26 protein-coding genes are annotated in these 23,759 nt (G+C 74.2%); 16 read left to right on the top strand and 10 right to left on the bottom strand.

What is annotated here, in order from left to right; genetic code table 11:
- Positions 1-434: 434 nt before the first annotated feature.
- Complete coding sequence (locus tag HOP40_RS32380) at positions 435-1,814, top strand: mycothione reductase (protein WP_172166724.1); 1,380 nt, start codon at positions 435-437, stop codon at positions 1,812-1,814.
- Positions 1,815-1,818: 4 nt separating this feature from the next.
- Here HOP40_RS32380 and HOP40_RS32375 read toward each other — a convergent pair whose 3' ends face one another.
- Together HOP40_RS32375 and HOP40_RS32370 are read right to left on the bottom strand one after the other, a co-directional pair.
- A complete protein-coding gene (locus HOP40_RS32375; RefSeq protein ID WP_172166721.1) occupies positions 1,819-1,977 on the bottom strand; it encodes a hypothetical protein in 159 nt (52 codons plus the stop codon).
- Positions 1,978-2,033: 56 nt separating this feature from the next.
- Positions 2,034-2,954 carry a LysR family transcriptional regulator gene (locus HOP40_RS32370; protein WP_172166719.1) on the bottom strand — a complete coding sequence of 307 codons (921 nt, stop codon included), beginning with the start codon at positions 2,952-2,954 and terminating at the stop codon, positions 2,034-2,036.
- An 86-nt stretch (positions 2,955-3,040) separates the two neighbouring features.
- Here HOP40_RS32370 and HOP40_RS32365 point away from each other — a divergent pair, with 86 nt between their 5' ends.
- A complete protein-coding gene (locus HOP40_RS32365; RefSeq protein WP_172166716.1) occupies positions 3,041-4,201 on the top strand; it encodes an acyl-CoA dehydrogenase family protein in 1,161 nt (386 codons plus the stop codon).
- 7 nt (positions 4,202-4,208) lie between these two features.
- Here HOP40_RS32365 and HOP40_RS32360 read toward each other — a convergent pair whose 3' ends face one another.
- Positions 4,209-5,324: a Zn-dependent alcohol dehydrogenase gene (locus tag HOP40_RS32360; RefSeq protein ID WP_172166713.1), complete on the bottom strand. Its 1,116-nt coding sequence runs from the start codon at positions 5,322-5,324 to the stop codon at positions 4,209-4,211.
- A 176-nt stretch (positions 5,325-5,500) separates the two neighbouring features.
- On the opposite strand from HOP40_RS32360, the gene HOP40_RS32355 reads away from it, so the two are divergent.
- The 4 genes from HOP40_RS32355 (at position 5,501) to HOP40_RS32340 (ending at position 9,335) form a co-directional block, all read left to right on the top strand.
- Positions 5,501-6,280: a GntR family transcriptional regulator gene (locus tag HOP40_RS32355; protein WP_172166711.1), complete on the top strand. Its 780-nt coding sequence runs from the start codon at positions 5,501-5,503 to the stop codon at positions 6,278-6,280.
- Positions 6,281-6,358: 78 nt separating this feature from the next.
- Positions 6,359-7,507, top strand: a complete 1,149-nt coding sequence (locus tag HOP40_RS32350; protein WP_172166709.1) for a thiolase family protein — start codon at positions 6,359-6,361, stop codon at positions 7,505-7,507.
- Positions 7,508-7,540: 33 nt separating this feature from the next.
- Complete coding sequence (locus HOP40_RS32345) at positions 7,541-8,692, top strand: acyl-CoA dehydrogenase family protein (protein ID WP_172166707.1); 1,152 nt, start codon at positions 7,541-7,543, stop codon at positions 8,690-8,692.
- Positions 8,693-8,831: 139 nt separating this feature from the next.
- Entirely contained in the window at positions 8,832-9,335 is a 504-nt protein-coding gene (locus HOP40_RS32340) for a TetR family transcriptional regulator (RefSeq protein WP_420821833.1), read from the top strand.
- A 19-nt stretch (positions 9,336-9,354) separates the two neighbouring features.
- Here the strand turns inward: HOP40_RS32340 and HOP40_RS32335 are convergent, their stop codons facing one another.
- Positions 9,355-9,927 carry a TetR/AcrR family transcriptional regulator gene (locus HOP40_RS32335; RefSeq protein WP_172166702.1) on the bottom strand — a complete coding sequence of 191 codons (573 nt, stop codon included), beginning with the start codon at positions 9,925-9,927 and terminating at the stop codon, positions 9,355-9,357.
- 121 nt (positions 9,928-10,048) lie between these two features.
- Between HOP40_RS32335 and HOP40_RS32330 the strand changes: the two genes are divergently transcribed.
- From HOP40_RS32330 to HOP40_RS32320, 3 genes are read left to right on the top strand one after another with little or no spacing between them, the layout of a single operon-like run.
- A complete protein-coding gene (locus HOP40_RS32330; protein WP_172166700.1) occupies positions 10,049-11,242 on the top strand; it encodes an acyl-CoA dehydrogenase family protein in 1,194 nt (397 codons plus the stop codon).
- Complete coding sequence (locus HOP40_RS32325; protein WP_172166698.1) at positions 11,239-12,264, top strand: phosphotransferase family protein; 1,026 nt, start codon at positions 11,239-11,241, stop codon at positions 12,262-12,264. The genes HOP40_RS32330 and HOP40_RS32325 overlap by 4 nt, the downstream gene beginning before the upstream one ends.
- Positions 12,261-13,028: an SDR family NAD(P)-dependent oxidoreductase gene (locus HOP40_RS32320; RefSeq protein ID WP_172166696.1), complete on the top strand. Its 768-nt coding sequence runs from the start codon at positions 12,261-12,263 to the stop codon at positions 13,026-13,028. Before HOP40_RS32325 ends, HOP40_RS32320 begins: the two co-directional genes overlap by 4 nt.
- A gap of 37 nt (positions 13,029-13,065) precedes the next feature.
- Here the strand turns inward: HOP40_RS32320 and HOP40_RS32315 are convergent, their stop codons facing one another.
- The gene (locus tag HOP40_RS32315) at positions 13,066-13,767 is read right to left on the bottom strand and encodes a head GIN domain-containing protein (RefSeq protein ID WP_172166694.1); all 702 of its coding nucleotides are present in this window, start codon (positions 13,765-13,767) and stop codon (positions 13,066-13,068) included.
- A 94-nt stretch (positions 13,768-13,861) separates the two neighbouring features.
- Here HOP40_RS32315 and HOP40_RS32310 point away from each other — a divergent pair, with 94 nt between their 5' ends.
- Together HOP40_RS32310 and HOP40_RS32305 are read left to right on the top strand one after the other, a co-directional pair.
- Positions 13,862-14,455, top strand: a complete 594-nt coding sequence (locus HOP40_RS32310; protein WP_172166692.1) for a TIGR03086 family metal-binding protein — start codon at positions 13,862-13,864, stop codon at positions 14,453-14,455.
- The gene (locus HOP40_RS32305) at positions 14,452-14,817 is read left to right on the top strand and encodes a DUF1801 domain-containing protein (protein ID WP_205346998.1); all 366 of its coding nucleotides are present in this window, start codon (positions 14,452-14,454) and stop codon (positions 14,815-14,817) included. The genes HOP40_RS32310 and HOP40_RS32305 overlap by 4 nt, the downstream gene beginning before the upstream one ends.
- Here HOP40_RS32305 and HOP40_RS32300 read toward each other — a convergent pair.
- Positions 14,795-15,694 (bottom strand): LysR family transcriptional regulator, encoded by a 900-nt coding sequence (locus HOP40_RS32300; protein WP_205346997.1) that lies wholly within the window; start codon positions 15,692-15,694, stop codon positions 14,795-14,797. The genes HOP40_RS32305 and HOP40_RS32300 overlap by 23 nt on opposite strands.
- 83 nt (positions 15,695-15,777) lie before the next feature.
- Here HOP40_RS32300 and HOP40_RS32295 point away from each other — a divergent pair, with 83 nt between their 5' ends.
- From HOP40_RS32295 to HOP40_RS32275, 5 genes are all read left to right on the top strand, one after another.
- Positions 15,778-16,467, top strand: coding sequence for a CoA transferase subunit A (locus tag HOP40_RS32295; protein ID WP_172166686.1), 690 nt, complete (start codon positions 15,778-15,780; stop codon positions 16,465-16,467).
- On the top strand, positions 16,464-17,111 hold the full coding sequence (locus tag HOP40_RS32290; RefSeq protein ID WP_172166683.1) for a 3-oxoacid CoA-transferase subunit B: 648 nt from the start codon (positions 16,464-16,466) through the stop codon (positions 17,109-17,111). Before HOP40_RS32295 ends, HOP40_RS32290 begins: the two co-directional genes overlap by 4 nt.
- Entirely contained in the window at positions 17,104-18,315 is a 1,212-nt protein-coding gene (locus tag HOP40_RS32285; protein ID WP_172166681.1) for an acetyl-CoA C-acetyltransferase, read from the top strand. The genes HOP40_RS32290 and HOP40_RS32285 overlap by 8 nt, the downstream gene beginning before the upstream one ends.
- 800 nt (positions 18,316-19,115) lie before the next feature.
- Positions 19,116-19,406, top strand: a complete 291-nt coding sequence (locus HOP40_RS35675) for a hypothetical protein (protein ID WP_205346996.1) — start codon at positions 19,116-19,118, stop codon at positions 19,404-19,406.
- A gap of 344 nt (positions 19,407-19,750) precedes the next feature.
- On the top strand, positions 19,751-20,077 hold the full coding sequence (locus tag HOP40_RS32275; protein WP_172166679.1) for a putative quinol monooxygenase: 327 nt from the start codon (positions 19,751-19,753) through the stop codon (positions 20,075-20,077).
- Here the strand turns inward: HOP40_RS32275 and map are convergent.
- The 4 genes from map to HOP40_RS32255 form a co-directional block, all read right to left on the bottom strand.
- The gene (gene map / locus HOP40_RS32270) at positions 20,074-20,844 is read right to left on the bottom strand and encodes a type I methionyl aminopeptidase (RefSeq protein ID WP_172166678.1); all 771 of its coding nucleotides are present in this window, start codon (positions 20,842-20,844) and stop codon (positions 20,074-20,076) included. The two genes, HOP40_RS32275 and map, sit on opposite strands and share 4 nt — an antisense overlap.
- 86 nt (positions 20,845-20,930) lie before the next feature.
- A complete protein-coding gene (locus tag HOP40_RS32265; RefSeq protein WP_172166677.1) occupies positions 20,931-21,539 on the bottom strand; it encodes a carboxymuconolactone decarboxylase family protein in 609 nt (202 codons plus the stop codon).
- 45 nt (positions 21,540-21,584) lie between these two features.
- Positions 21,585-23,036 (bottom strand): aminobutyraldehyde dehydrogenase, encoded by a 1,452-nt coding sequence (locus HOP40_RS32260; protein ID WP_172166676.1) that lies wholly within the window; start codon positions 23,034-23,036, stop codon positions 21,585-21,587.
- A gap of 48 nt (positions 23,037-23,084) precedes the next feature.
- Positions 23,085-23,660 carry a CAP domain-containing protein gene (locus tag HOP40_RS32255; protein WP_172166675.1) on the bottom strand — a complete coding sequence of 192 codons (576 nt, stop codon included), beginning with the start codon at positions 23,658-23,660 and terminating at the stop codon, positions 23,085-23,087.
- Between the last annotated feature and the right edge of the window lie 99 nt (positions 23,661-23,759).

Raw genomic sequence — 23,759 nt, 5'->3', positions numbered from 1 at the left:
CTGCGCCCGCGCACCTCCCCTCGAGCTCCTCATGAACCCGGGCCGCCGGGTGCGGTGACGGCCCGGTCGGCTGCAGAGCGCCGCGGCCGCGTGATCGTCGGGAGTGTGACGCGAGGGTCGTGGGCGGGGCCGTGGTGGTGCGGTCCTGGCGATCACCCGGCCGCCGGTGGCGCATGATCGTCGACTGGGCAGGCTCTGCGTCGCTTTCCGTCGGGGATCCTGCCGAAACGGTGATCGTGAGATGCGTCGGCGGGATCGTGGGGTGGGTAGGGACCGTGGCGGTGCGGTCCCCGTTCACCGCCTCGCACGATCGCCAGGTGGGTGCGTCCGGGGCCGCATGCGGCCGGAAGTGCGCCGAGTCGGTGATCATGAGGATCGGCCGGAGCGGGGGTCGTCGGCGGGCGGGGTCGGCGGGGCGGTCCTACGCTCCTCCGATGCCCCACTACGACCTGGTGGTCATCGGGACCGGTTCCGGCAACAGCGTCATCGACGAGTCGTTCGCCCACCTCGACGTGGCGATCGTCGAGCACGGGGAGTTCGGCGGCACCTGCGTCAACGTGGGGTGCATCCCGACCAAGATGTTCGCCCACACCGCCGACGTGGCGGACGCGGTGCGCCGCGCCGGCCGCTTCGACCTCGACGCCCGGCTCGACGGGGTGAGCTGGGCCGACGTGCAGGCGCGGGTGCTCGGGAAGGTCGACGACCTGGGCTCGAGCGGGCGGCGGTTCCGCGTCGAGGACAGCCCGAACGTCACCGTCCACGCCGGGCACGCCCGCTTCACCGGACCCCGGGAGCTGCGGGTCGAGCGGACCGACGGGTCGGGCCACGACGACCTCACCGCCGACCGGATCGTCGTCGCGGCCGGGGGCCGGCCGATGGTGCCCGAGCCGATCGCGTCCTCGGGCGCGCCCTACGAGACCTCCGACACCGTGCTGCGCCTGCCCGAGGTGCCGCGCCGGCTCGCGGTGCTGGGCGGCAGCTACATCGCCGTGGAGTTCGCGCACGTGTTCGGCGCGCTGGGCGCGGAGGTCACGATCATCGACCAGGCCGAGCGCCTGCTCGGACCGCAGGACGAGACCGTCGCCGAGCGGTTCACCGAGCACGCCCGCACCCGCTACGACGTGCGCACCGGCCGCGAGGTCGCCGAGGCCGCCGCCACCGACGACGGGGGCGTCCGGCTCACCCTGGACGACGGCGCCGTCGTCGAGGCCGACGTGCTGCTCGTCGCCGTCGGCCGGGTGCCCAACACCGACCGGCTCGACGTCGAGAAGGGCGGCATCGACCTGCACGACGACGGCCGCATCGTCGTCGACGCCCAGCAGCGCAGCACCGCCGACGGCGTGTGGGCCCTCGGGGACATCAGCACCGAGATCGCGCTCAAGCACGTGGCCAACCGCGAGGCGCAGACGGTGGCGCACAACCTGCTCCACCCCGACGACCTGCGCGCGACCGACCACATCGCCATCCCGTCGGCGATCTTCACCGACCCGCAGATCGCGAGCGTCGGCGCCACCGGGCAGCAGTGCCGCGACGAGGGCCTCGACCACGTCGTCAGCGTCGTGCCCTACTCCGACACCGCCTACGGCTGGGCGCTGCGCGACGAGCAGGGGTTCTGCAAGGTGATCGCCGAGCGCGGCACCGGGCGCCTGCTGGGCGCGCACATCATGGGCCCGTCGGCGTCGCTGCTGGTGCAGCCGCTCGTGCTGGCCATGGCCCTCGGGATCGACGCGACGACCGTCGCGACCCGCCCGTACTGGATCCACCCGGCGCTGTCGGAGGTCGTCGAGAACGCGCTGCGGGGCCTCGACACCTGACGGATCACGACGGCGACGGCGGCCCGTCCGCGTCGCGCGGCTCGGGGTCGGGGTCGGGGCCCATGTTGTGCGCCACGGCCATGTCGTGCTGCATCCGCTCAGTCCAGGCGGCGTGCTCCTCGTCGCCGTCCGCGGGCCCGTCCGTCCGCTCGCTGCGGTCCATGACCGTCCTCTCGTCGTTGAACGAGGAGGGTTCCCGGCCGGGTCGGCGCGAAACCGTCACGGCCGGGCCGTCGGCCACGCCCCGGCGTCGACGAGCCCCGCGGTGACCTCCACGAGCAGGTCGGCCACCGCCCGCACCGCGTCGGGCACCCGGCCCGCCCGCTGCAGCCCGAGCACCACCGTCCGCTCGACGGGCGGGTCCAGTGGCGCGCCCCCGAGCCGGCCCGCGGCGATGTCGGCGGCGACACCGGCCGCCGGCAGCACCGTCCACCCGTGGCCCGCGACGACGAGCTGCTTCTGCAGGCCCAGCGAGTTGGTCTGCACGGCGACGTCCGGCTCCCGCGGCACCGCCGAGCGGGCGCGGTCGATCAGCACCCGCAGCCCGTGCCCCGCGACGGGCAGCACGAGCGGGTGCGCGAGCACCTCCGCCCAGCCGACGGGGGAGCCGGGATCGAGCCCCGCACCGGGCGGCCCGACCGCCCACAGCTGCTCGCGGAGCAGGTGCGTGACGGCCATCGACGGGGTGTCGCTGAGGTCGTAGAGCAGCGAGAGGTCGACCGTGCCGTCGTCGAGCCACTCCTGCAGGTGCCCGGAGTAGCCGGTGAGCAGGCGCAGCTCGACGCCCGGGAAGCGCCGCGCGACCTGCGCGCTCAGCGGCGGCACGAGCAGGTCGGTGGTGCTCTCCAGCAGGCCGACGCTCACGATCCCCGCGGCCTGCGCCGGGTCGGGCCGCAGCTCCGCGCGGGCGCGGTCGAGCTCGTGCAGGGCGCGGCGGGCGCGCGCGATCAGCACCTCGGCCGCGGCGGTGGGCACCATGCCGCGGTGCGTCCGCTCGAACAGCACGACGCCGAGCTCCTCCTCCAGCGACCGGATCTGGCGCGTCACGGCGGGTTGGACGACGTGCAGCAGCTGCGCCGCCCGCGTGACGCTGCCCACCTCGGCCACCGTGACGAGCGCCGTCAGCTGCCGCAGCTCCACGTCGTCGCCCCTCCATGCCGGACCGGGATCCGGGCATCACCGATCGCTATTTCACAGCGTGCCCCATGCCGCGCGATGATGCACCCATGAGCAGCCTGAACGCCGAGGAGCGGGAGATCGTCGCGGTCGTGCGGGAGTTCGTCGACCGCGAGGTCCGGCCCGTCGTCCGCGACATGGAGCACGCCAACACCTACCCCGAGAAGCTGATCGAGCAGATGAAGGAGCTGGGGATCTACGGGCTGGCGGTGCCCGAGCCCTGGGGTGAGGTGGCGGTGTCGATGCCCTGCTACGCGCTGGTCACCGCGGAGCTCGCGCGCGGGTGGATGAGCCTCGCGGGGGCGATGGGCGGGCACACCGTCGTCGCGAAGCTGCTGGTCGCGTTCGGCACGCCCGAGCAGCAGGAGCGCTACCTGCCGAGGATGGCGACCGGCGAGGTCCGCGCGACGATGGCGCTCACCGAGCCCGGCGGCGGCTCGGACCTGCAGGCCATGACGACCACCGCCCGCCCCGACGGCGACGGCTACCTGGTGAACGGGTCGAAGACCTGGATCAGCAACGCGCGGCGCTCCCAGCTGATCGCGCTGCTGTGCAAGACCGACCCGTCGGCCGAGCCCAAGCACCGCGGGGTGTCGATCCTGCTGGTCGAGCACGGGCCGGGTCTGACGGTGTCGAAGGACCTGCCCAAGCTCGGCTACAAGGGCGTGGAGTCCTGCGAGCTGGTGTTCGACGGCTACCGCGCACCCGCCGACGCGCTGCTGGGCGGCACGGAGGGCCGGGGCTTCGCGCAGATGATGAAGGGCCTGGAGACCGGGCGGATCCAGGTCGCGGCCCGCGCGCTCGGCGTCGCCCAGGCGGCGTTCGACGACGCCCTGCGCTACTCCCAGGAGCGCGAGACGTTCGGCAAGCCGATCTGGCAGCACCAGTCGGTGGGCAACCACCTGGCGAACATGGGCACGAAGATCACCGCCGCGCGCCAGCTGATCCTGCACGCCGCCGAGCGCTTCGACGCCGGCGAGCGCGCCGACATGGAGGCCGGGATGGCCAAGCTGTTCGCCTCGGAGATGGCGATGGAGGTGGCCCTCGACGCGGTGCGCATCCACGGCGGCTACGGCTACTCCACCGAGTACGACGTCGAGCGCTACTTCCGCGACGCCCCGCTGATGATCGTCGGCGAGGGCACCAACGAGATCCAGCGCAACGTCATCGCCGCCCAGCTGGTCAAGCGCGGGGGCCTCGGCGCTCCCTGACCGGTGGTCAGTGCTCGTGCACGATCAGCCCGCGCACGTTGCGGCCGGCGAGCAGGTCGTCGTAGCCCTCGTTGACCTGCTCCAGGCTGTACCGCTTCGTGATCAGCTCGTCGAGCTTGAGGTCGCCGGAGCGGTAGAGCCCGAGCAGGCGCGGGATGTCGGCGGTGGGGTTGCAGTCGCCGAACAGGCTGCCCTTCACCGTCTTCTTCCACAGCGTCGCGACCTGGCCCGGCAGCTGGATCGTCCGGTCGTGGAAGCCGCCGCCCATCGAGGTGAGCACCAGCGTGCCGGCCTTGCCGATCACGGAGAACGCGCGGTCGACGACCTCGGAGTCGGTGCGCCCCACCGTGACGATGGACGTGTCGGCGCCCACGCCCCAGGTGAGCTCCTGCACGAGGCGGTGGGCCTCCTCGGCGTCGGCGGCGGCATGGGTCGCGCCGAGGGTGAGCGCGGTCTCGCGCTTGAACGCCACCGGGTCGACGGCGACGACGTACCGCGCGCCCGCCGACCGCGCCCCCTGCACGGCGTTGATCCCGATGCCGCCGACGCCGTAGACGACGACGGTCTGCCCCGGCCGCACGCCGCCGGCGTTGACCGCGGAGCCCCAGCCGGTCGGGACGCCGCAGCCGACGAGCGCGGCGACGTCGAGCGGCAGGTCGGGCAGGACCTTCACCGCGGAGTACTGGTGGATCACCCCGTACTGGCTGAACGTGCCGAGCATGCACATCGCGCCGTAGCGCCCGGCCGGCCCGGACAGCGGCCAGTGCTCCCCGGGCAGGTGCCCGCGCATGGTGTTGGCGCCCCAGTCGCAGATCGCCTGCTGGCCGGTGGCGCACCAGTGGCACGAGCCGCAGCTGGGGATGAACGAGCAGACGACGTGGTCGCCGGGCGCGACCCGCGTGACGCCGGGGCCCACCTCCTCGACGACGCCCGCACCCTCGTGCCCGAGCACCATCGGCAGCCACCCGGCGATCTCACCCTGCATGACGTGCAGGTCGGAGTGGCACAGCCCGGCGTGGGTGAACCGGACGAGCACCTCGCCCTCGCGCGGGCCGTCGAGGTCGAGCTCCTCGATCTCGAGCGGCCGGCCGGCCTCGTGGACGACGGCGGCGGTGGTCTTCACGGTTCTCCTCGGGAGTGCGGGTTGCGGGGGATCGGACGCGGAGCACGGGGCGCGCGACCGAGCCCGTCGTCGACAGAGCCTCGCTCACTCTATAGATTCTGACAAGAGCGAGCCGACCGAGCTGGGAGAGACGTGCCGAAAAGTCACAGGTTCTACACAGACGGAGGCGGGTCGCGGTGAGCGAGACTCCCGGCGTGCCGCGCCTGGACCCGGGCGAGCGGCTCAGTCCGCAGATCGCCCGGCTGATCCGCGAGCTGATCATGACCGGCGAGGCCACCGGGCACGCCAAGCTGCGCACCGAGCACCTCGCCGCGCGGTTCGGCGTCAGCGCCACCCCGGTGCGCGAGGCGCTGATGTCGCTGCACGGCGAGGGGCTCGTCAGCTTCCAGCCCGGACGCGGGTTCCGCGTCGTGCCGATGACGCGCCAGGACCTGCTCGACCTCTACGACGCCCAGGCCTACTTCGCGGGCGAGCTCACCGTGCGGGCCGCCACCCGGCTGACCGACCAGGACCTCGAGACGCTGCACCGCATGCAGGCCGACCTCATCCGCGCGCTGGAGCAGGGCGACGGGCAGGCGTCGGAGACGATCGAGATCGGGCTGCACCGCGTCATCAACATGGCGTCGGACGCGCCCAAGCTGCGCTGGCTGCTCAAGTCGACCACCCGCTACGCCCCGTTCCGCTCGTGGAGCCGGGTGGCGCACTGGGCCGCCGCGGCGCCCGAGGACCACCTGCTGGTCCTGCGGGCGCTGGAGCGGCGCAGCCCCGCCACCGCGGGCGCGGCGATGACGGCGCACATCCACAACGTCGCCGACCTGCTCGCCGACCACCTGGCCGAGCAGGGCGTGCTCAGCGAGACCGGCACCGAGGCCGACGGCCGGATGCGGCGCCACCTCGCGGGGCTGCCCGGGCGGCCCGGCCCCGACCCGGGCGGGAACGCGTCACACCCCGGTTGACGGCTCCTGGAGCAGGTGTCACAGTCAATCCTGACTGTTACACCCTGCCGCAGTGGTGCGGCGGAACGAGGAGACCTCATGCGGGACGCAGTGATCGTCGAGGCCGTGCGCACGCCGGTGGGCAAGCGCAACGGGGGCCTGTCCGGGGTGCACCCCGCCGACCTGTCCGCGCACGTGCTGCGCAGCCTGGCCGGGCGCACGGGCATCGACCCGTCGGTCGTCGACGACGTCGTCTGGGGCTGCGTGTCCCAGATCGGCGAGCAGACCTTCGACATCGCGCGCACCGCGGTGCTCTCGGCCGGGTGGCCGGAGACCGTCACGGGCGTCACCGTCGACCGGCAGTGCGGGTCGAGCCAGCAGTCGGTGCACTTCGCCGCGGCCGGTCTGGTCGCGGGGCAGTACGACGTCGTCGTCGCCGGTGGCGTCGAGTCGATGAGCCGGGTGCCGATGGGCTCCTCGATCGCCGGCGCCGACCCGTACGGCGCCGACTTCACCGCCCGCTACGGCGACGTGCGCCCCAACCAGGGCGTCGGCGCCGAGATGATCGCCGAGCGCTGGGGCTTCTCCCGCACCCAGCTCGACGAGTACTCCGTGGCCAGCCACGAGAAGGCGGCGGCCGCGCAGGACGAGGGCCGGTTCGACGGCCAGATCGCCCCGGTCACGCTGCCCGACGGCACCGTCGTCAGCCGTGACGAGGGCATCCGCCGCGGCTCGTCGGTGGAGTCGCTCGCCGGGCTCAAGACCGTCTTCAAGCCCGAGGGCGGCGTGATCACCGCCGGCAACGCCTCGCAGATCTCCGACGGCTCCGCCGCGCTGCTGATGATGACCAGCGAGAAGGCCCGCGAGCTGGGGCTCACGCCGATCGTGCGCGTGCACACGGCCGTCCTCGCCGGCGCCGACCCGGTGATCATGCTGACCGCGCCCATCCCGGCCACGCAGAAGGCGCTGGCGAAGTCGGGCCTGCGCCTCGACGAGATCGGCGCGTTCGAGGTCAACGAGGCGTTCGCGCCGGTGCCGCTGGCCTGGCTGGCCGACCTCGGCGCCGACGCCAAGGGCCTCAACCCCAACGGCGGCGCGATCGCCCTCGGGCACCCGCTGGGCGGCTCGGGCGCGCGGCTGATGACCACGCTCGTGCACCACATGCGCGACCAGGGCGTCCGCTACGGCCTGCAGACCATGTGCGAGGGCGGCGGCCAGGCCAACGCCACCATCCTCGAGCTGCTCTGACCACCTGACCGGCGAGGAGGAGGGGGCACCGCGATGAAGCGCACGCTCTACGAGTCGGACCACGAGGACTTCCGGGAGGCGTTCCGGCGCTTCCTGGAGGTCGAGGTCGTGCCCCACCACCTCGACTGGGAGCGCGAGGGCATCGTGCCGCGCTCGCTGTTCACCACGGCGGGCAAGTCCGGGTTCCTCGGCATGGACGTCCCCGAGGAGTACGGCGGCGGCGGGGTGGCCGACTTCCGGTTCAACGCCGTCGTCGCGGAGGAGATCGCGCGCAGCGGGGCGGCCGCGGCCGGCCTCGGCCTCACGCTGCACAACGACATCTCGCTGCCCTACTTCCTGTCCTACTGCTCGCCCGAGCAGCGCGAGCGCTGGCTGCCGGGCATCGTCTCGGGCGAGCTGATCACCGCGATCGCGATGACGGAGCCGGGCATCGGCTCCGACCTCGCGTCGATGACGACCACGGCCGTCCGCCAGGGCGACCACTACGTCGTCAACGGGGCGAAGACGTTCATCACCAACGGCATCAACGCCGACCTGGTGATCACCGCGGTGAAGACCGACCCCACGCAGAAGCACCGCGGCATGTCGCTGCTCGTCCTGGAGCGCGGCATGGAGGGGTTCGAGCGGGGGCGCAACCTCGACAAGCTCGGCCAGCACGCCCAGGACACCGCCGAGCTGTCGTTCACGAACGTCCAGGTGCCGGTCACGAACCTCCTCGGCTCCGAGGAGGGGCAGGGCTTCACCCAGCTCGTCACGAACCTGCCCCAGGAGCGGCTCTCCATCGCCATCTCGGCGGTGGCCGCCGCGCGCACGGCGCTGGAGCAGACGCTGGAGTACGTGAAGGAGCGCAAGGCGTTCGGGCAGCCGATCGGGTCGTTCCAGAACTCGCGGTTCGTGCTGGCCGAGATCGCCACCGAGGTCGACATCGCCGAGCACTACGTCGACGACTGCGTGCGCGCGCTCAACGCGGGCGAGCTCACCGCCGTCGACGCCTCGAAGGCGAAGTGGTGGTGCACCGAGCTGCAGGGCCGGGCGGTCGACCGCTGCCTGCAGCTGCACGGCGGCTACGGGTACATGAACGAGTACCCGATCGCCCGCGCCTACGCCGACGCCCGGATCACCCGCATCTACGGCGGCGCGACCGAGATCATGAAGGAGGTCATCGGGAAGTCGATGGGCCTGTGACCCGACGACCGACCGGAGACCCCCGATGACGACCACCGCCGTGACCCGCCGCGCCCAGCGCACCGTCGACAGCCGCGCCCGGATCCTGGAGGCCGCCGTGGCCTGCCTCGTCGAGGAGGGGTTCAGCGCGGCCACGACGCTGCGGATCCAGGCGCGCGCGGGCGTGTCGCGGGGGCGGCTGCTGCACCACTTCCCGTCGCGGGAGGCGCTGCTCGTCGCCGCCGCGGGCCACATCGCGTCCGAGCGCGTGCGGGAGCACGCCGACGACGTCGAGCGCACGCTGCCCGAGGGGCTGACGTCCGCGGAGCGCGCGGCGTGGGTGGTCGAGCGCATGTGGGAGTCGTTCCGCGAGCCGTACTTCTGGGCGGCCGTGGAGATGTGGACGGCCGCGCGCACCAACGACGGGATCGCCGAGGCGCTGCTGCCGGGGGAGCGGCGCCTGGGCGGGGTGATCCGCGAGGGCGTCGACCGCATGTGGGGGCCCGAGCTCGCCGGCCACCCGCGCTATCCGCAGCTGCGCGAGCTGCTGCTCACGAGCATGCGCGGCGTCGCGATGGCCTACGCCTTCGACCGCCGCGACCCCGCGGGCGACCCGCACCTGGCGCAGTGGGCCGACACCGCGCGCGTGCTGCTCGAGGTCTGACCGCGGTCGACGAGGGCGGCTACCGCGCCCCGACCAGCCGCAGCGCGAACTCCGCGTGCTGCCAGGCCACCTCGTCCTCGGAGGGGCCGGAGTCGGAGCGGAACCACACCGCCACGCCCATGCCCAGGTCGAGCAGGGCGAACGCGGCGAGCTGCGGCGACTCCACCCGGAACACCCCGGCGGCGACGCCCGCGGCCACGACGTCCTCGAAGCGCCGGGCGTAGGCGGCGCGCAGCGCGAGCACCGTCGACCGGTGCGGCTCGACGAGGCTGCGCAGCTCCCGGTTGCCGACGAAGGCCTCGCGCCGGTTGCGGGCGTGGAAGCGGACGTGGGCGTCGACGGCCCGGCGCAGGCGCTCCACCGGGTCCTCCACGCCGGTGACGGCCCGGTCGTGCAGCGCGACCAGGCCCTCCATCGTCTCGACGACCAGCCGCGCGAACAGCTCCTGCTTCGAGCTGACGTGCTTGTAGAGGCTCGGGCCGCGGATGCCCACGGCCGCGCCGATGTCGGCCATCGTCGTGGCCTCGTAGCCGCGGCGCACGAACAGGTCGAGCGCGGCGTCGCGGATGCCCGCGATGCGGTCCTCACCCATCGGTCACCTCCTTCGGCCAACGGAGGGTAGCCCGGATGTGACGTTCCCAGCAGCGGACTTGCCCGATGCCACCATCTCGTGTCCCATGACGGCTAACACTCATTAGCCAGGAGGCGCGACAATGGCCGTCGATCTCGCTCCGGAGCCGGCTGTCGCCGAGCTCGTCACCCGCACCGCGCAGTTCGTCCGGGACGTCGTCGTCCCGGTCGAGGTCGCGAACGACGGCGTGGTGCCGTCGGAGTCCGTCCGCCGCGAGCTGCAGGCCGCGGCGAAGGAGGCGGGCGTGTTCGCCCCGCACGTCTCGCCCGAGTACGGCGGCCACGGCCTGGACATGTGCGCGCGGGCCGCCGTGTTCGAGGAGGCCGGCTACTCGCTGCTCGGGCCGGTCGCGCTGAACATCGCCGCCCCCGACGAGGGCAACATGCACATGCTGGAGGCCATCGCGACCGAGGACCAGAAGGCGCGCTACCTCGCGCCGCTGGCCGCGGGCGACGTCCGCTCCTGCTTCGCCATGACCGAGCCGGCCCCCGGCGCGGGCTCCGACCCCGACGCGCTCACCACCCGCGCGGAGCGGGTGCCCGGCGGCTGGCGGATCGACGGCCGCAAGTGGTTCATCACCGGGGCCGACGGCGCCGCGTTCGCGATCTGCATGGCGCGCACCGCGGGCGAGCCCGGCGACCGCGGCGGCGCCACGATGTTCCTCGTCGACGCCGACAACCCCGGCATGAAGGTCGGGCGCCACGTCCCCACGCTCGACGAGAGCCTGTTCGGCGGGCACCTCGAGGTCGACTTCGACGGCTGCGTCGTGCCCGACGAGGCCGTCATCGGCGAGGTCGACCAGGGCTACCGCTACGCGCAGGTGCGCCTGGGTCCGGCCCGGATGACGCACTGCATGCGCTGGCTGGGCATCGCCCGCCGCGCCCAGGACATCGCCGTCGCGCACGCCGCGCAGCGCGAGCTGTTCGGCGCGCGGCTGGCCGACCTGGGCATGGCGCAGCAGATGATCGCCGACAACGAGATCGACGTGGCGGCCTCGCGCGGGCTGATCCTGCGCGCCTGCTGGGAGCTCGACCAGGGGCGCTCGGCCGGGCTGGAGGTGTCGATGGCGAAGACGTTCACCGCCGAGGCCGTGTGGCGGGTCGTCGACCGCTCGCTGCAGCTGTGCGGCTCGGTCGGCGTGTCCGGCGACCTGCTGCTGGGCCGGTTCCTGCGCGAGGTCCGCCCCTTCCGCATCTACGACGGGCCGTCGGAGACCCACCGCTGGTCGATCGCGCGCCGGGTCGTCGGCCGCCACACCGCGGCGGCGCGGGCGTGAGCGCCCCCGTCGTGGAGGGCCTCGACCTCGACGCCCTCGACCGCTTCCTCGCCGACCGCGTCCCGGACTACGCGGGCGGGCTGCGCGCCGAGCTCGTCTCCGGGGGCCGGTCCAACCTCACCTACAAGCTGACCGACGGCGTCTCGACGTGGATCCTGCGCCGGCCGCCGCTGGGCGTGCTGACGCCCTCGGCGCACGACATGGCCCGCGAGTTCCGCGTGGTCGAGGCGCTGCACGGGCACGGCGTCCCGGTGGCCGCACCCGTCGCGCTGGCCGGCGCCGACGTGCTCGGCGTGCCGTTCGCGGTGGTCGGGTTCGTCGACGGCGTCGTGGTCCGCAGCGAGGAGGACCTCGACGCCCTCTCCGACGCCGACGTCCGCCGCTGCGCCGACGGGCTCGTCGACACCCTCGCCGCGCTGCACGCCGTCGACCCGGCGGCGGTCGGGCTGGCGGACTTCGGGCGTCCCGAGGGCTACCTGGGTCGCCAGGTCCGCCGCTGGTACGGGCAGTGGGAGCGGGTCCGCACCCGCGACCTGCCCGACGTCGAGGCGCTGCACGCCCGGTTGGAGGCGGCCTGCCCGGCCGAGAGCGGCGCCGCGATCGTGCACGGCGACTTCCGGATCGACAACACGATCCTCGACCCCGACGACCCGGGCCGCGTGCGCGCCGTCGTCGACTGGGAGATGGCGACGCTGGGCGACCCGCTCGCCGACCTCGCCCTGCACGTCGTCTACGGGGACCGCGCGTTCGGGGCGGTGCTCGGCGGCTCCGCCGCGTCGACCAGCCCGCGGATGCCCGGCGCCGACGCCCTCGTGGAGCGCTACGCGCGCGCCTCCGGGCGCGAGATCACCGACCTCGGGTTCCATCTCGGGCTCGCGTACTTCAAGATCGCGGTGATCGCCGAGGGGATCCACGAGCGGCACCTGCGCGGCGACACCCGCGGCGACGGGTTCTCGACCGTCGGCGCCGCCACCGCCCCGCTCGCCGCGGCGGGCCTGACCACACTCGGAGGTACCCGGTGAACCCCGTCCTCGACCTGTTCCGCCTCGACGGCCGCGTCGCCGTCGTCACCGGTGCGAGCTCCGGCCTCGGTGCCGGGTTCGCGCTCGCGCTCGCCCACGCGGGCGCCGACGTCGTGCTGGGTGCCCGCCGCGCGGAGAAGCTCGCCGACACCGCGAAGGCCGTGGAGGCCACCGGGCGCCGCGCGCTGGCCGTGGCCACCGACGTCACCGACCCCGACGACTGCACCGCGCTCGCCGCCGCCGCCGTCGAGCAGTTCGGGCGGCTCGACGTCCTGGTCAACAACGCGGGCCTGGGCACGGCGTCGCCCGCGCTGAAGGAGGCGCCCGAGGACTTCCGCCGCGTCGTCGACGTCAACCTGGAGGGGGCGTACTGGATGGCGCAGGCGGCCGCGCGCGTGATGGAGCCGGGGTCGAGCATCGTCAACATCGCGAGCGCGCTGGGCTTCATGGCCTCCTACGCGCCGCAGGCGTCCTACGCCGCCACGAAGGCGGGGCTGATCGGGCTGACGCGCGACCTGTCGAGCCAGTGGGCGGGCCGGCGCGGGATCCGCGTCAACGCTCTGGCGCCGGGCTACTTCGCCAGCGAGATGACCGCGCAGATCCCGCCGGAGAAGCTGGAGGCGTTCGTCAAGGAGCGCAGCCCGCTGGGCCGCCTGGGGCTGCAGCACGAGCTCGACGCCGCCGTGGTGTTCCTGGCCAGCCCGGCGTCGTCGTACATCACCGGGAGCACGCTGGCCGTGGACGGGGGGATGACGGGGCACTGAGCCCCGCCCCCTGAGCCCTGCCCCCTGAGCCCCGCTCCTAGCGCCGCTCGACCTCGCCCGCGCCGCTCACGTCCTGGGTGACCTGCGGGTCGCCGAGGTACTCGACCGACCCGGCGCCGCCGACGGTGACGTCGAGCCGGTCGCTCACGCGGACCACGGCGTTGCCCGCGCCGTCGACGGTGAGCGTCGCGGTGGCGGTCTGCAGGTCCTGGGCGTCGTAGTCGCCGCTGCCCTCGATCGTCACGGTCTGGGAGTCGGCGGTGCCACCCAGCGTCACGTCACCGGCGCCGGTGATGTCGACGGTGAGCGCGCCGGTGCGCAGGTCGGCGGCGGTGGCGTCGCCCGCGCCGGAGACGGTGAGCGCGTCGAGGGCGTCGACCGTCAGGCGGTAGACGATCGGCCGGTCCGTGCGGAAGTCCGCGCCGGGCACGACGCCCAGGCGCAGGACGCCGCCCGACACCTCGCTGGTGAGCAGCGGGAGCACGTCGGGAGCGGCCTCGATCGTCAGCGACTCGGTGCCGGTCTGCTCGATCCGCAGGTCGCCGACCGACGACAGGTCGACCGCGGAGAACCCGCTGACCTGCCGGACCTCGCCGGCGCCTGCGGGCGAGGTGGCGCCCGCGGAGGTGGCGGCCGCCGCCGACGGCGGGGCGTCGGCGGCGACGGGAGGCACGCCGTTCCCGCAGCCCGCGAGGACGACGGCCAGCGCGGCCAGGACGAGGGGGGTGCTTCGGCGCATGGCACACGGTAGGACCGGCGCGGGTGCCGCCACACGGGGGTGAACCCCCGTCCCCCGACCGATGAGTACGGGGGTTCCCCGGCGTCCTACCTCCATGGCCACCTCCTCCGTGCCCGACCTGGCCCCCGCCGCCGACCGCGTCGCCGGGCTGCTCGCCGACGTCCGCGACGACCACCTCGACGACCCGACGCCGTGCGCCGGCATCCCGGTCGGCGCGCTGCTCAGCCACCTGCTGATGCTGTGCGGGGCGTTCCGCACCGGCGCCGAGAAGGGCGCGGACCCCGGCCCGCCGCCGCCGGAGCCGCCGCCGCTCGACCCGCGGTGGCGCACCGCGCTGTCCGCCGAGCTCGACGCGCTGGTCCGGGCCTGGCGCGCGCCGGGGGCCCTGGAGGGGAGGACCTCGGTCGGCGGCGTCGCGATGCCGGCCGCCGACGTCGCCGTCGTCGCGCTGGACGAGCTCGTGCTGCACGGCTGGGACCTCGCCCGCGCCCTCGGTCGCCCCTACGACGTCGAACCGGCGAGCGTGCGGGCGTGCCTGGGGTTCGTGTCGGCCGTGAGCGTGCCGGAGGGGGTGCCGGGGCTGTTCGGGCCGCCGGTCCCGGTGCCCTCCGACGCCCCGGAGCTCGACCGCCTCCTCGCCCTGAGCGGCCGAGACCCGGCGTGGACGCCCGCCGGGGCGCTGCGGTGAGCGACGTCGACGACTACCTCGACGCGCTCGACCACCCGCTGCGCGAGGCCGTCGCGCGGCTGCGCGGGGCGGTCCTCGGCGCGGACCCGGGGATCACCGAGCACATCAAGTGGCGCTCGCCGAGCTTCTGCCACGGCGGCGTCGACCGGGTGACGTTCCGGCTGCGCCCGCGCCACCTCGACCTGGTGCTGCACCGCGGCGCGAAGGTCCGCGCCGACGCGGCGTCGTTCGTGTTCGACGACCCGACTGGGCTGCTGCGCTGGCCCGGCCCGGACCGGGCGGTGCTCACGCTGGAGGGCGCCGAGATCGACGCCCGGACGCCGGTCGTGGTCGACCTGGTCAGGCGGTGGGTGCGGGCGTGACCCCGCCGGGGAGCAGGTCGAGCAGTCGGGCCAGCGCGGCGGACGGGTCGTCCGGGCGCCAGACCGCGGCCACCTCGACGGGGTGCGCCGCCTCCCGGACCGGCCGCACGACGACGCCCCGATGCCCCGGCGCGGCCACCGACGACGGCACGATGGCGAGCCCTACCCCGGCCGCGACCAGGCCCAGGACGGTCTGCACCAGCCACACCCCGCGCTGCGCGACGCGCGGGGCCACGCCGGCGTCGGCGAACAGGGCGGAGACGGCGGAGTGCAGGCCGGGCACGTCGTGCTGCTCGGGGAGCACGAACGGCTCGCCCGCGACGTCGGCCAGCGACACCGTCTCCCGCTCGGCGGCCGGATGGCCGACGGGCAGCGCGAGCACGAGGTCCTCCGAGGAGATGCGGCGCTGGGCGAGGTCCGGCTCGCGCAGCGGGAGGTAGAGCACGGCGACGTCGAGGCGCCCGTCGTGGACCGAGCGCAGCAGCGCGTCGGGCGGGCGCTCGGTGAGCACGAGCTGGACGTCGGGGTGCGCGGCGCCGTAGGCCCGCAGCAGCGGGGCCAGCGCGCCGTGGATCGCCGACGGGACGAACCCGACGGCCAGCCGCCCGACCGCGCCCTCGGCGACGCGGCGCACCATCCGCGCGGTCTCCTCGTAGTCGGCGAGCAGGCGGCGGGCCTCGGGGAGCAGGGCCGCGCCGGCGGCGGTGAGCCGGACCGCGCGCCGCGAGCGGTCGAACAGCACGGCACCGAGGTCCTTCTCCAGCGCGGCGATCTGCTGGGAGAGCGGGGGCTGCGCCATGTGCAGGCGCTGCGCGGCGCGGGTGAAGCTGAGCTCCTCCGCGACCGCGACGAAGTAGCCGAGCCGGCGGTAGCGCACCCGCGCATCCTAGACGTTGAGGCTCTGCGAAGCGACGAACTAGATGTTGGACGTCTGCGTTGGCCGGTGGTCCCCTGGAGGGCATGACCCCCTCCTCCCTGACCGAGCGCGGCGCGCCGGTCCTCGACCCCGCCGCCGCGGCGGCGCGCATCCCGGACGGCGCCACCGTGATGGTCGGCGGGTTCGGCCTCGTCGGCGCGCCCCTGACGCTGATCGACGCCCTGCTCACCGCCACCGCCACCCGCGACCTGACGATCGTCAGCAACAACCTGGGCGAGCCCGGGCGCGGGCTGGGGAAGCTGCTGCTGGAGGGCCGCGTCCGCAAGGCGGTCGGCTCCTACTTCACGAGCAACCCCGACGTCGTCGCCGCGTACCAGGAGGGCCGCCTGGAGATCGACCTCGTGCCGCAGGGCACGCTGGCCGAGGCGATCCGGGCCGGGGGAGCGGGCATCGGCGGCTTCTACACGCGCACCGGCTGGGGCACCGACCTCGGCGAGGGCCGCGAGGAGCGCGTGATCCGCGGCGAGCCGCACCTCTACCAGGAGAGCCTGCGCGCCGACGTCGCGCTGGTCCGGGCCCGCGCCGCCGACGCGCTGGGCAACCTCGTCTACGCCAAGACCGCCCGCAACTTCAACCCCGACATGGCCACGGCCGCCGACCTCGTGATCGCCGAGGTCGACGAGATCGTGCCGGTCGGCGCGCTCGACCCGGAGGAGATCGTGACCCCGCACCTGTTCGTGGACGCCCTGGTGCTGTCGGGAGGTGCGCGATGAGTGTTCAGGACGTCATCGCCGCCCGCGTCGTGCCGCACATCCCGCCCGGCGCGGTGGTGAACCTCGGCATCGGCATCCCCACGCTGGTGGCCGACCACCTGCCGGAGCACGCCGCGCACCTGCAGACCGAGAACGGCCTGCTCGGCGTCGGCCCCACCCCGCTGCCCGGCGAGGCCGACCCCGACCTCGTCCACGCGGGCAAGAAGCCGGTCACCGCGCGGCCCGGCGCCTCCTTCTTCGCGAGCTCGGACTCGTTCGGGATGATCCGCGGCGGGCACGTGGAGGTCGCCGTGCTCGGCGCCCTGCAGATCGACGCCCGCGGCCGCATCGCCAACTGGTCGGTGCCCGGCAAGCCGGTGCTCGGCGTCGGCGGGGCGATGGACCTGCTGGTCGGCGCGCGGACGGTCGTCGTGGCCACCACGCACACCGCGAAGGACGGGAGCCCGAAGATCGTCGAGGAGTGCTCGTACCCGTTGACGGCGCAGCGCGCGGTGGACGTCGTCGTCACGGAGCTGGCGACGTTCCGCGTGCGCGACGGCGGGCTCGTGCTCGTCGACCTGGCCGAGGGCGTCACCGTCGACGAGGTGCGGGCGCGCACCGCCGCCCCGTTCCGCGTCGAGGTCCCGGAGGCCGTCGATGCGTGAGGTCGTGGTCTGCGAACCGCTGCGGACGCCCGTCGGCGGGTTCGGGGGCGCCCTGCGGTCCGTGCCCGCGCACGTCCTCGGCGCCACCGTCGTCCGGGCGCTGCTGGAGCGCACCGGGCTCGACCCCGCCGCGGTCGACGAGCTCGTCCTCGGGCAGAGCTACCCGACGATGGACGCCCCGGCGGTCGGGCGGGTCGTCGCGCTCGACGCGGGGCTGCCCGTCACCGTCACGGGACAGCAGATCGACCGCCGCTGCGGCTCGGGCCTGCAGGCCGTGCTCACCGCGGCGATGCAGGTGCAGACCGGCGTGAGCGACGTGGTGCTGGCGGGCGGCGTGGAGTCGATGTCGCGCGCGCCGCACTACTCGTCGGACATGCGGTGGGGCGCCGGCGCGGGGCCGGGGGTCCTGCTGCACGACGCCCTGGCCCGCGGTCGGGTGACGGCCGGCGGCGAGCACTTCCCGGTGCCCGGCGGGATGCTGGAGACCGCGGAGAACCTGCGCCGCGAGTACGGCATCGGGCGCGCGGAGCAGGACGCGTGGGCCGTGCGCTCGCACCGGCGGGCCGCGGCCGCGCAGGAGGCGGGCGTGTTCGCCGAGGAGATCGTGCCGGTCACGGTGCCGGGGCGGCGCGGCGACACCGTCGTCGAGCGGGACGAGCACATCCGGCCCGACTCGAGCGTCGAGGTCCTGGCGAAGCTGAAGCCGGTGCTGCGCGCCGGCGACCCGGACGCGACGGTCACCGCGGGCAACGCGTCGGGCCAGAACGACGGGGCCGCGATCGCCGTGGTCACCACCCCGGAGCGGGCGGCCGAGCTGGGCCTGCGCCCGCTCGTGCGGCTCGTTTCGTGGGCCGTGGCCGGGGTGCCGCCCGCGACGATGGGCATCGGCCCGGTCCCCGCCACGGCGCTGGCGCTGGAGCGCGCCGGGCTGGCGCTGGCCGACGTCGACCTGATCGAGCTGAACGAGGCCTTCGCGGCGCAGGTCCTGGCCGTGACACGGGAGTGGAAGCTGACCGACGACGACCTGGAGCGCGTGAACGTCCACGGCTCGGGCATCTCGCTGGGCCACCCCGTGGGCGCCACCGGGGCCCGCATCCTGACCACCCTGTCCCGGGAGTTGGTGCGGCGCGGGGCGCGGTACGGGCTGGAGACCATGTGCATCGGTGGGGGCCAGGGGCTGGCGGCGGTGGTGGAGCGGGTCTGACGGGCCGTCCGGAGTTGCAGGAAAGCCACGTTCACGCAACCGGATGGCGTGAACGTGGCTTTCCTGCAAGCGGGGGAGGGGCGGCGGGTCAGTGCGCCCGCGCCGCCGCCGGCTCGTCCCCCCTCGGAATTGCAGGAAGGCCACCTTGATGCCATCCCGTGGCATGGAGGTGGCCTTGCTGCAACGGGGGGCGGGCGGGGGTGAGGGGCGGGCGAGGGTCGCGGGCAGGCGAGGGTATGCGGGCGAGGGTCGCGGCCAGGGGAGGGGCGCGGCCGCAGGGGCCGGCTGGGAGGTCCGGGCCACCACTGCCGGTTCCTCCCTCACCGCCGCCGGTGCCACCGTCCGGGCCTGCGCCGGCACCACCAGCGCCGGGGCCGCACCCAGCAACGACACCGCCAGGAGCACGCCGAAGATCGTGTTCAGCTCCAGCCCGGCGGCGATGACGAGCGAGGCGGCGCCTGGCTGCACCGCAGGCCGCGGCGGCCGGGATGTCTCGGTGATCACCAAAACCGCATCATCACGGTCCTCGCGCCGACCCTCACGTCACCTTCTCGGTGATCACCGGCCTGTGATCACCGGGAGTGTGACGTCAGGGTCGCGGCCACGACCCCAGTGTCACACTCCTGACGATCACCGGAATTCCCGGCCCTGACGCACCGGTTTCGTGCTCGGCACACCAGCTGCAACCGGTGTGAGGGGTGCGGAACCGGTGTACTGCGGTCGACGAGCGGTTGCCAGAACGGCGGTGCGGCGGCGGACGAGCGAGCGGGTTGCCGGATCGGCGGACCAGGTTGGTCGGTGTGGCGCAACTGGGCAGCAGGAGGGCGCACCGATCCGCCGCCGTCGCCGCCCCCGCCGTCGCCGCCCCCGCCGTCGCCCCCGCCGTCGCCGCGCCCGCCGCCCGCCGCCGCGCCCGCCCGCCGCCGCCCCGCCCGCCGTCGCCGCCCCCGCCGCCGTCGCCGCGCCCGCCGCCGCGCCCGCCCGCCGCCGCCCCGCCGCCCGCCGCCCGCCGCCCGCCGCCCGCCGCCCGCCGCCCGCCGCCCGCCGCCCCGCCGCGGCACCCCGCTGCCCGTTCCTCAGCGCTGCCGTGATCACCGGAACCGCGCCCTCACGGACCTCCCACCGCCCACCACCACGCCTTGATCGCCGGAACCGCACCCCCACGGCCCTCCCACCGACCCTGACGTCACCTTCCCGACGATCACCGGGCCGTGATCACCGGAAACGCGACGCCAGGGTCGCCGCCACGACCCCACAGCCACACTCCCGACGATCACCAGCCCCGACACACCAGCTCCGTACTCCGCACATCAGCTGCGAGCGGCACGGAACCGGTGCGCGGCGGACCCGACCACCGAACCGAACGCTCCGCAATGAGACACCACCACCCCACCCGGTGCGGTACTCCTGACCCACACCGACGCAGGGAGACACCGTGATCTTCATCGTGATCAGGATCGACGTCCGTCCGGAGAAGCGGGAGGACTTCCTCGCCGGCATCACCCGCTACTCCGCCCAGGTCCGCGAGGAACCCGGCAACCTCGTCTTCCGCTGCTTCGCGAGCGTCGAGCAGCCGGACGAGTACGCCGTCCTCGCCAACTACGTCGACCAGGCTGCCGGCGAGGCCCACGTCGGCTCCGAGCACGCGCAGTGGTTCTTCGGCTGGCTGCCCTCGGTCGTGGCGTCGGTGCCGAAGATCGTCTACCAGGAGCTGCCGGGCGACCCGTGGATGGAGATGGGTGAGGTGAAGCTCGAGAGCTAGTCGGCCGGGCTCGTCAGCACGCGCGCGGCGCCGTCGGTGATCGCGATCGTGTGCTCCGAGTGGGCGGTGCGGGAGCCGTCGGCGGAGCGGATGGTCCAGCCGTCGGCGTCGTAGGTGATCTTGTCGGTCCCGGCCGCCAGCCAGGGCTCCAGCGCGAGGGTGAGGCCGGGCTGCAGCCGCAGGCCGCGCCCCGCCTTGCCCTGGTTGGGGACGTGCGGGTCCTCGTGCATCGTCCGCCCGAGCCCGTGGCCGCCGAACTCGGTGTTGACCGGGTAGCCGGCGCCGGTGGCCACGGCGCCGATCGCCGCGGAGATGTCGCCGAGGCGGTTGCCCGGCACCGCGGCGGCGATGGCGGCGGCCAATGCCCGCTCGGTGGCCGCGACCAGGTGCTGGTCCTCGGGTCGCGGCGTCCCGACGATGACGCTGCGGGCCGAGTCGGCCACCCAGCCGTCGACGGACACCGCGATGTCCATGCTCAGCAGGTCGCCGTCGTGCAGCACGTAGTCGTGCGGCAGCCCGTGCAGCACGGCGTCGTTGACCGACAGGCACACCACGTTGCGGAACGGCCCCCGCCCGAACGACGGCGCGTAGTCCCAGTAGCAGGACTCCGCGCCGCGGTCCTCGATCATCCGGCGGGCGCGCAGCTCGAGGTCGAGCAGGTTCACCCCCACGTCGGCCCGCCCGGCCAGGTCGGCGAGCAGCTCGGCGACGAACGCCCCCGTCACCCGCATCGCGTCGATCTCCCGGGGCGTCTTGAGCTCCAGCACCGATGTCCTCCACGTCCTCGTCCCGCTGTCGGTATACAAATACCACCTGTGGCGCGAGAACGGTATTTTCATACCCCCGTGACGGCTCAGGCCGCCCGCAGCGCCGCGTTGCGCGCCCGCAGGGCGGCGTCCTTGTTGACGGGGTCGTGCGCCTCGTCGGGCTCGAGGCCGTGGGCCGTGCCGACGCGGTTGAGCTGCCCGATCATGGTGACGAGGTGCGCGACCCGCTCCTCGTCGGCGCCCATCGGTGGGTGGGCGCCGACGGCGAGGTCGAACGCGCCGTCGGTCCACACCACCTCGGCGTGCAGCCCCGCCTGCTCGAGCGCGGCCCGCAGCCGGGCGCGGAGCTCGTCGACGGGTGCGCCGGCCCAGCCCGCGACCGTCCCCGCGTCGACGGGGAACAGCGTCCCGCGCTCGCGCAGGTGCAGCAGCTCCAGCGCGTAGGCCTGGCCGTAGCTGCAGTAGCGGCAGCCGTTGACCAGCGACACCGCCAGGCAGGCCAGGTGCGTGCGCACCGGCCCGAGCACCTGCAGGGTGCGCTGGTAGCGGGGCATGTGCGACGCCATCCACGCGACGGCGGGCCCCGGCCCGAGGTCGGCGACGACGAACTCCATCACCCGCGGCGTGAAGCCCCACAGCGCCCGGACCGCGACCTCGAACGAGCGGACGACGACGCGGTCCAGCGCACCCGACATCCCGCCCGCCTCACGCCGTCCGGCTCACGCAGAGTGAAGGAGAGACTACTCGCCCTCGCCCACCCAGGACATGACGTGCTTGACGCGGGTGTAGTCCTCCAGCGAGTACGCCGACAGGTCCTTGCCGTACCCCGACTGCTTCACGCCGCCGTGCGGCATCTCGGCCACGAGCGGGATGTGGCAGTTGACCCAGACGCAGCCGGAGTCGATCGCCGCCGACACCCGCAGCGCCGTGCCGTGGTCGCGCGTCCACACGCTCGCGGCGAGGCCGTAGTCGGTGTCGTTGGCCATCGCGACGGCCTGCGCCTCGCCCGTGAAGCCCTGCACGGTGATCACCGGACCGAAGATCTCGGTGCGGACGAGCTCGTCGTCGGCGCGCAGGCCGTCGACCAGGGTCGGGGTGTAGAAGTAGCCGCCGCCGCCCGCCTTCTCGCCGCCCGACACCACCCGCGCGTGCGACGGCGCCCGCTCCACCAGCCCGGACACGTGCGCGAGCTGCGTCGGGTTGTTGACCGGGGGGATGTAGAGGTCCTCGCTGCCGCGCACCTCGTCGCGGGAGAGGCGGACGGCCGCGGCCTGCTCGGCGAGCGCCTCGACCAGCGCGCCGCGGATCGACTCGTCGACGATCACGCGCGTGGCGGCCGTGCAGTCCTGGCCGGCGTTGAAGTACCCGGCGACGGCGATGCCCTCGGCGGCCGCGGCGACGTCGGCGTCGGCGAACACCACGCACGGGGCCTTGCCGCCCAGCTCCAGGTGGGTGCGCTTGACGGTGGCGGCCGCGGCCTGCGCGACGGCCTTGCCCGCCCGGGTGCTCCCGGTGATCGACACCATCGCGGGCGTGGGGTGGCCGGCCAGCAGCGCACCGGTGCCGCGGTCGCCGCACACGACGTTGAACACGCCGGGCGGCAGGATGTCGGAGAACAGCTCGGCCATCAGCACGGCGCTGGCCGGGGTGGTGTCGCTGGGCTTGAGGACGATGGTGTTGCCCGCGGCCAGCGCGGGGGCGAACTTCCAGACCGCCATCATCATCGGGTAGTTCCACGGCGCCACCGACCCGACGACGCCCACGGGCTCGCGCCGGATCGTCGACTGGAACCCGCGCATGTACTCCGCGCTCGCCCTGCCCTCCAGCATCCGGGCCGCCCCCGCGAAGAACCGGATCTGGTCGACCATCGGCGGGATCTCCTCCGACGCCGTCAGCCCGAGCGGCTTGCCGGTGTTGCGGGCCTCCGCCTCGATCAGTCGCGACGCCCCCTGCTCGACGGCCTCGGCCATCTTCAGCAGTGCCTCCATCCGCTCCCCGGGCGTGGTGCGCCGCCAGGAGGCGAACGCGTTCTGCGCGGCGGCGAACGCGGCGTCGACGTCGGGCCCGGTCGAGAGCGGCGCGGTGGCGTAGACCTCGCCGGTGGCCGGGTTCACGACGTCGGTCCAGCCCCCCTCGGCGGGGGGCTGGAAGTCGCCGTCGATGTAGTTGAGGAGCTGGCTCTTGTCGGGCACCGGGTCAGTCTCGTGACGACCCGGTGCCGCGACAAGGGCCGGTCGGCGTCAGTGGTTGCCGAAGACGACCGTGTAGTGCGCCCGGGTGATGGTCGGGTAGCCCTGGTAGGCCTGGCCGACCGCGAAGGTGGTGGCGTTCGGGTCGAGCAGGCGGGCGTTGTGACCGGGGGAGTTCTTCCACCAGTTCAGCGCCGCCGTGGGCGACACCCACTGGGACGTCCCCGTGCCCCAGTAGTTGATCTCGCCGAGGTAGCCGGTGTAGCCCGAGCAGAACTCGACGCGCTGGGCGACGCCCATGCCGCGGGTGTCGACGTGGTTGCTGGGGGAGAACCCGCGGTTGTAGCTGTCGAGGCTCGCCCACATCGCGGGGCGGGCCAGGGTGCGGGAGTAGGTCAGCGGGCGCAGGCCGTGCTGGGCGCGGTAGGCGTTGATCGCGTTGGCGAGCACGACCTCGTCGTCGCGGTGGTCGAGGGCGAGGCCGTCGACGTAGCTGCCGTAGCCCATGTAGGCGCAGTCGCGCGGGGCGGCGGATGCGGGGGTGGCGAGACCGGCCATGAGGCCGGCGGCCAGGAACCCGCCGACGGTCAGCTGGGCGATCTTCTTGAGGCTGGTCGAGATCGACATCATGTGCTCCTTGGGTGCGTCTGCCTGGGGTTACTGCCTTCGCCGGCCGTTCGATGCCGTCACAAGGAGGACGCCGGTAGGGCCGGCCGGGTTACACCT

Origin of the sequence: Pseudonocardia broussonetiae (genome assembly GCF_013155125.1) — a bacterium.
Taxonomy (GTDB): domain Bacteria; phylum Actinomycetota; class Actinomycetes; order Mycobacteriales; family Pseudonocardiaceae; genus Pseudonocardia; species Pseudonocardia broussonetiae.
The sequence above is the reverse complement of the archived record's forward strand: the minus strand, read 5'-3'. Positions and strand labels throughout refer to the sequence as shown.

Excerpts from the sequence above, each read along its gene's own strand:
- HOP40_RS32380 (WP_172166724.1), top strand. The coding sequence starts at position 435 with ATGCCCCACTACGACCTGGTGGTCATCGGGACCGGTTCCGGCAACAGC.
- HOP40_RS32315 (WP_172166694.1), bottom strand. The coding sequence starts at position 13,767 with ATGCGCCGAAGCACCCCCCTCGTCCTGGCCGCGCTGGCCGTCGTCCTC.
- HOP40_RS32265 (WP_172166677.1), bottom strand. The coding sequence starts at position 21,539 with ATGTCGGGTGCGCTGGACCGCGTCGTCGTCCGCTCGTTCGAGGTCGCG.
- HOP40_RS32285 (WP_172166681.1), top strand. The coding sequence starts at position 17,104 with ATGCGTGAGGTCGTGGTCTGCGAACCGCTGCGGACGCCCGTCGGCGGG.
- HOP40_RS32375 (WP_172166721.1), bottom strand. The coding sequence starts at position 1,977 with ATGGACCGCAGCGAGCGGACGGACGGGCCCGCGGACGGCGACGAGGAG.
- HOP40_RS32295 (WP_172166686.1), top strand. The coding sequence starts at position 15,778 with ATGACCCCCTCCTCCCTGACCGAGCGCGGCGCGCCGGTCCTCGACCCC.
- HOP40_RS32365 (WP_172166716.1), top strand. The coding sequence starts at position 3,041 with ATGAGCAGCCTGAACGCCGAGGAGCGGGAGATCGTCGCGGTCGTGCGG.
- HOP40_RS32350 (WP_172166709.1), top strand. The coding sequence starts at position 6,359 with ATGCGGGACGCAGTGATCGTCGAGGCCGTGCGCACGCCGGTGGGCAAG.
- HOP40_RS32335 (WP_172166702.1), bottom strand. The coding sequence starts at position 9,927 with ATGGGTGAGGACCGCATCGCGGGCATCCGCGACGCCGCGCTCGACCTG.
- HOP40_RS32255 (WP_172166675.1), bottom strand. The coding sequence starts at position 23,660 with ATGTCGATCTCGACCAGCCTCAAGAAGATCGCCCAGCTGACCGTCGGC.
- HOP40_RS32310 (WP_172166692.1), top strand. The coding sequence starts at position 13,862 with ATGGCCACCTCCTCCGTGCCCGACCTGGCCCCCGCCGCCGACCGCGTC.
- HOP40_RS32330 (WP_172166700.1), top strand. The coding sequence starts at position 10,049 with ATGGCCGTCGATCTCGCTCCGGAGCCGGCTGTCGCCGAGCTCGTCACC.
- HOP40_RS32345 (WP_172166707.1), top strand. The coding sequence starts at position 7,541 with ATGAAGCGCACGCTCTACGAGTCGGACCACGAGGACTTCCGGGAGGCG.
- HOP40_RS32290 (WP_172166683.1), top strand. The coding sequence starts at position 16,464 with ATGAGTGTTCAGGACGTCATCGCCGCCCGCGTCGTGCCGCACATCCCG.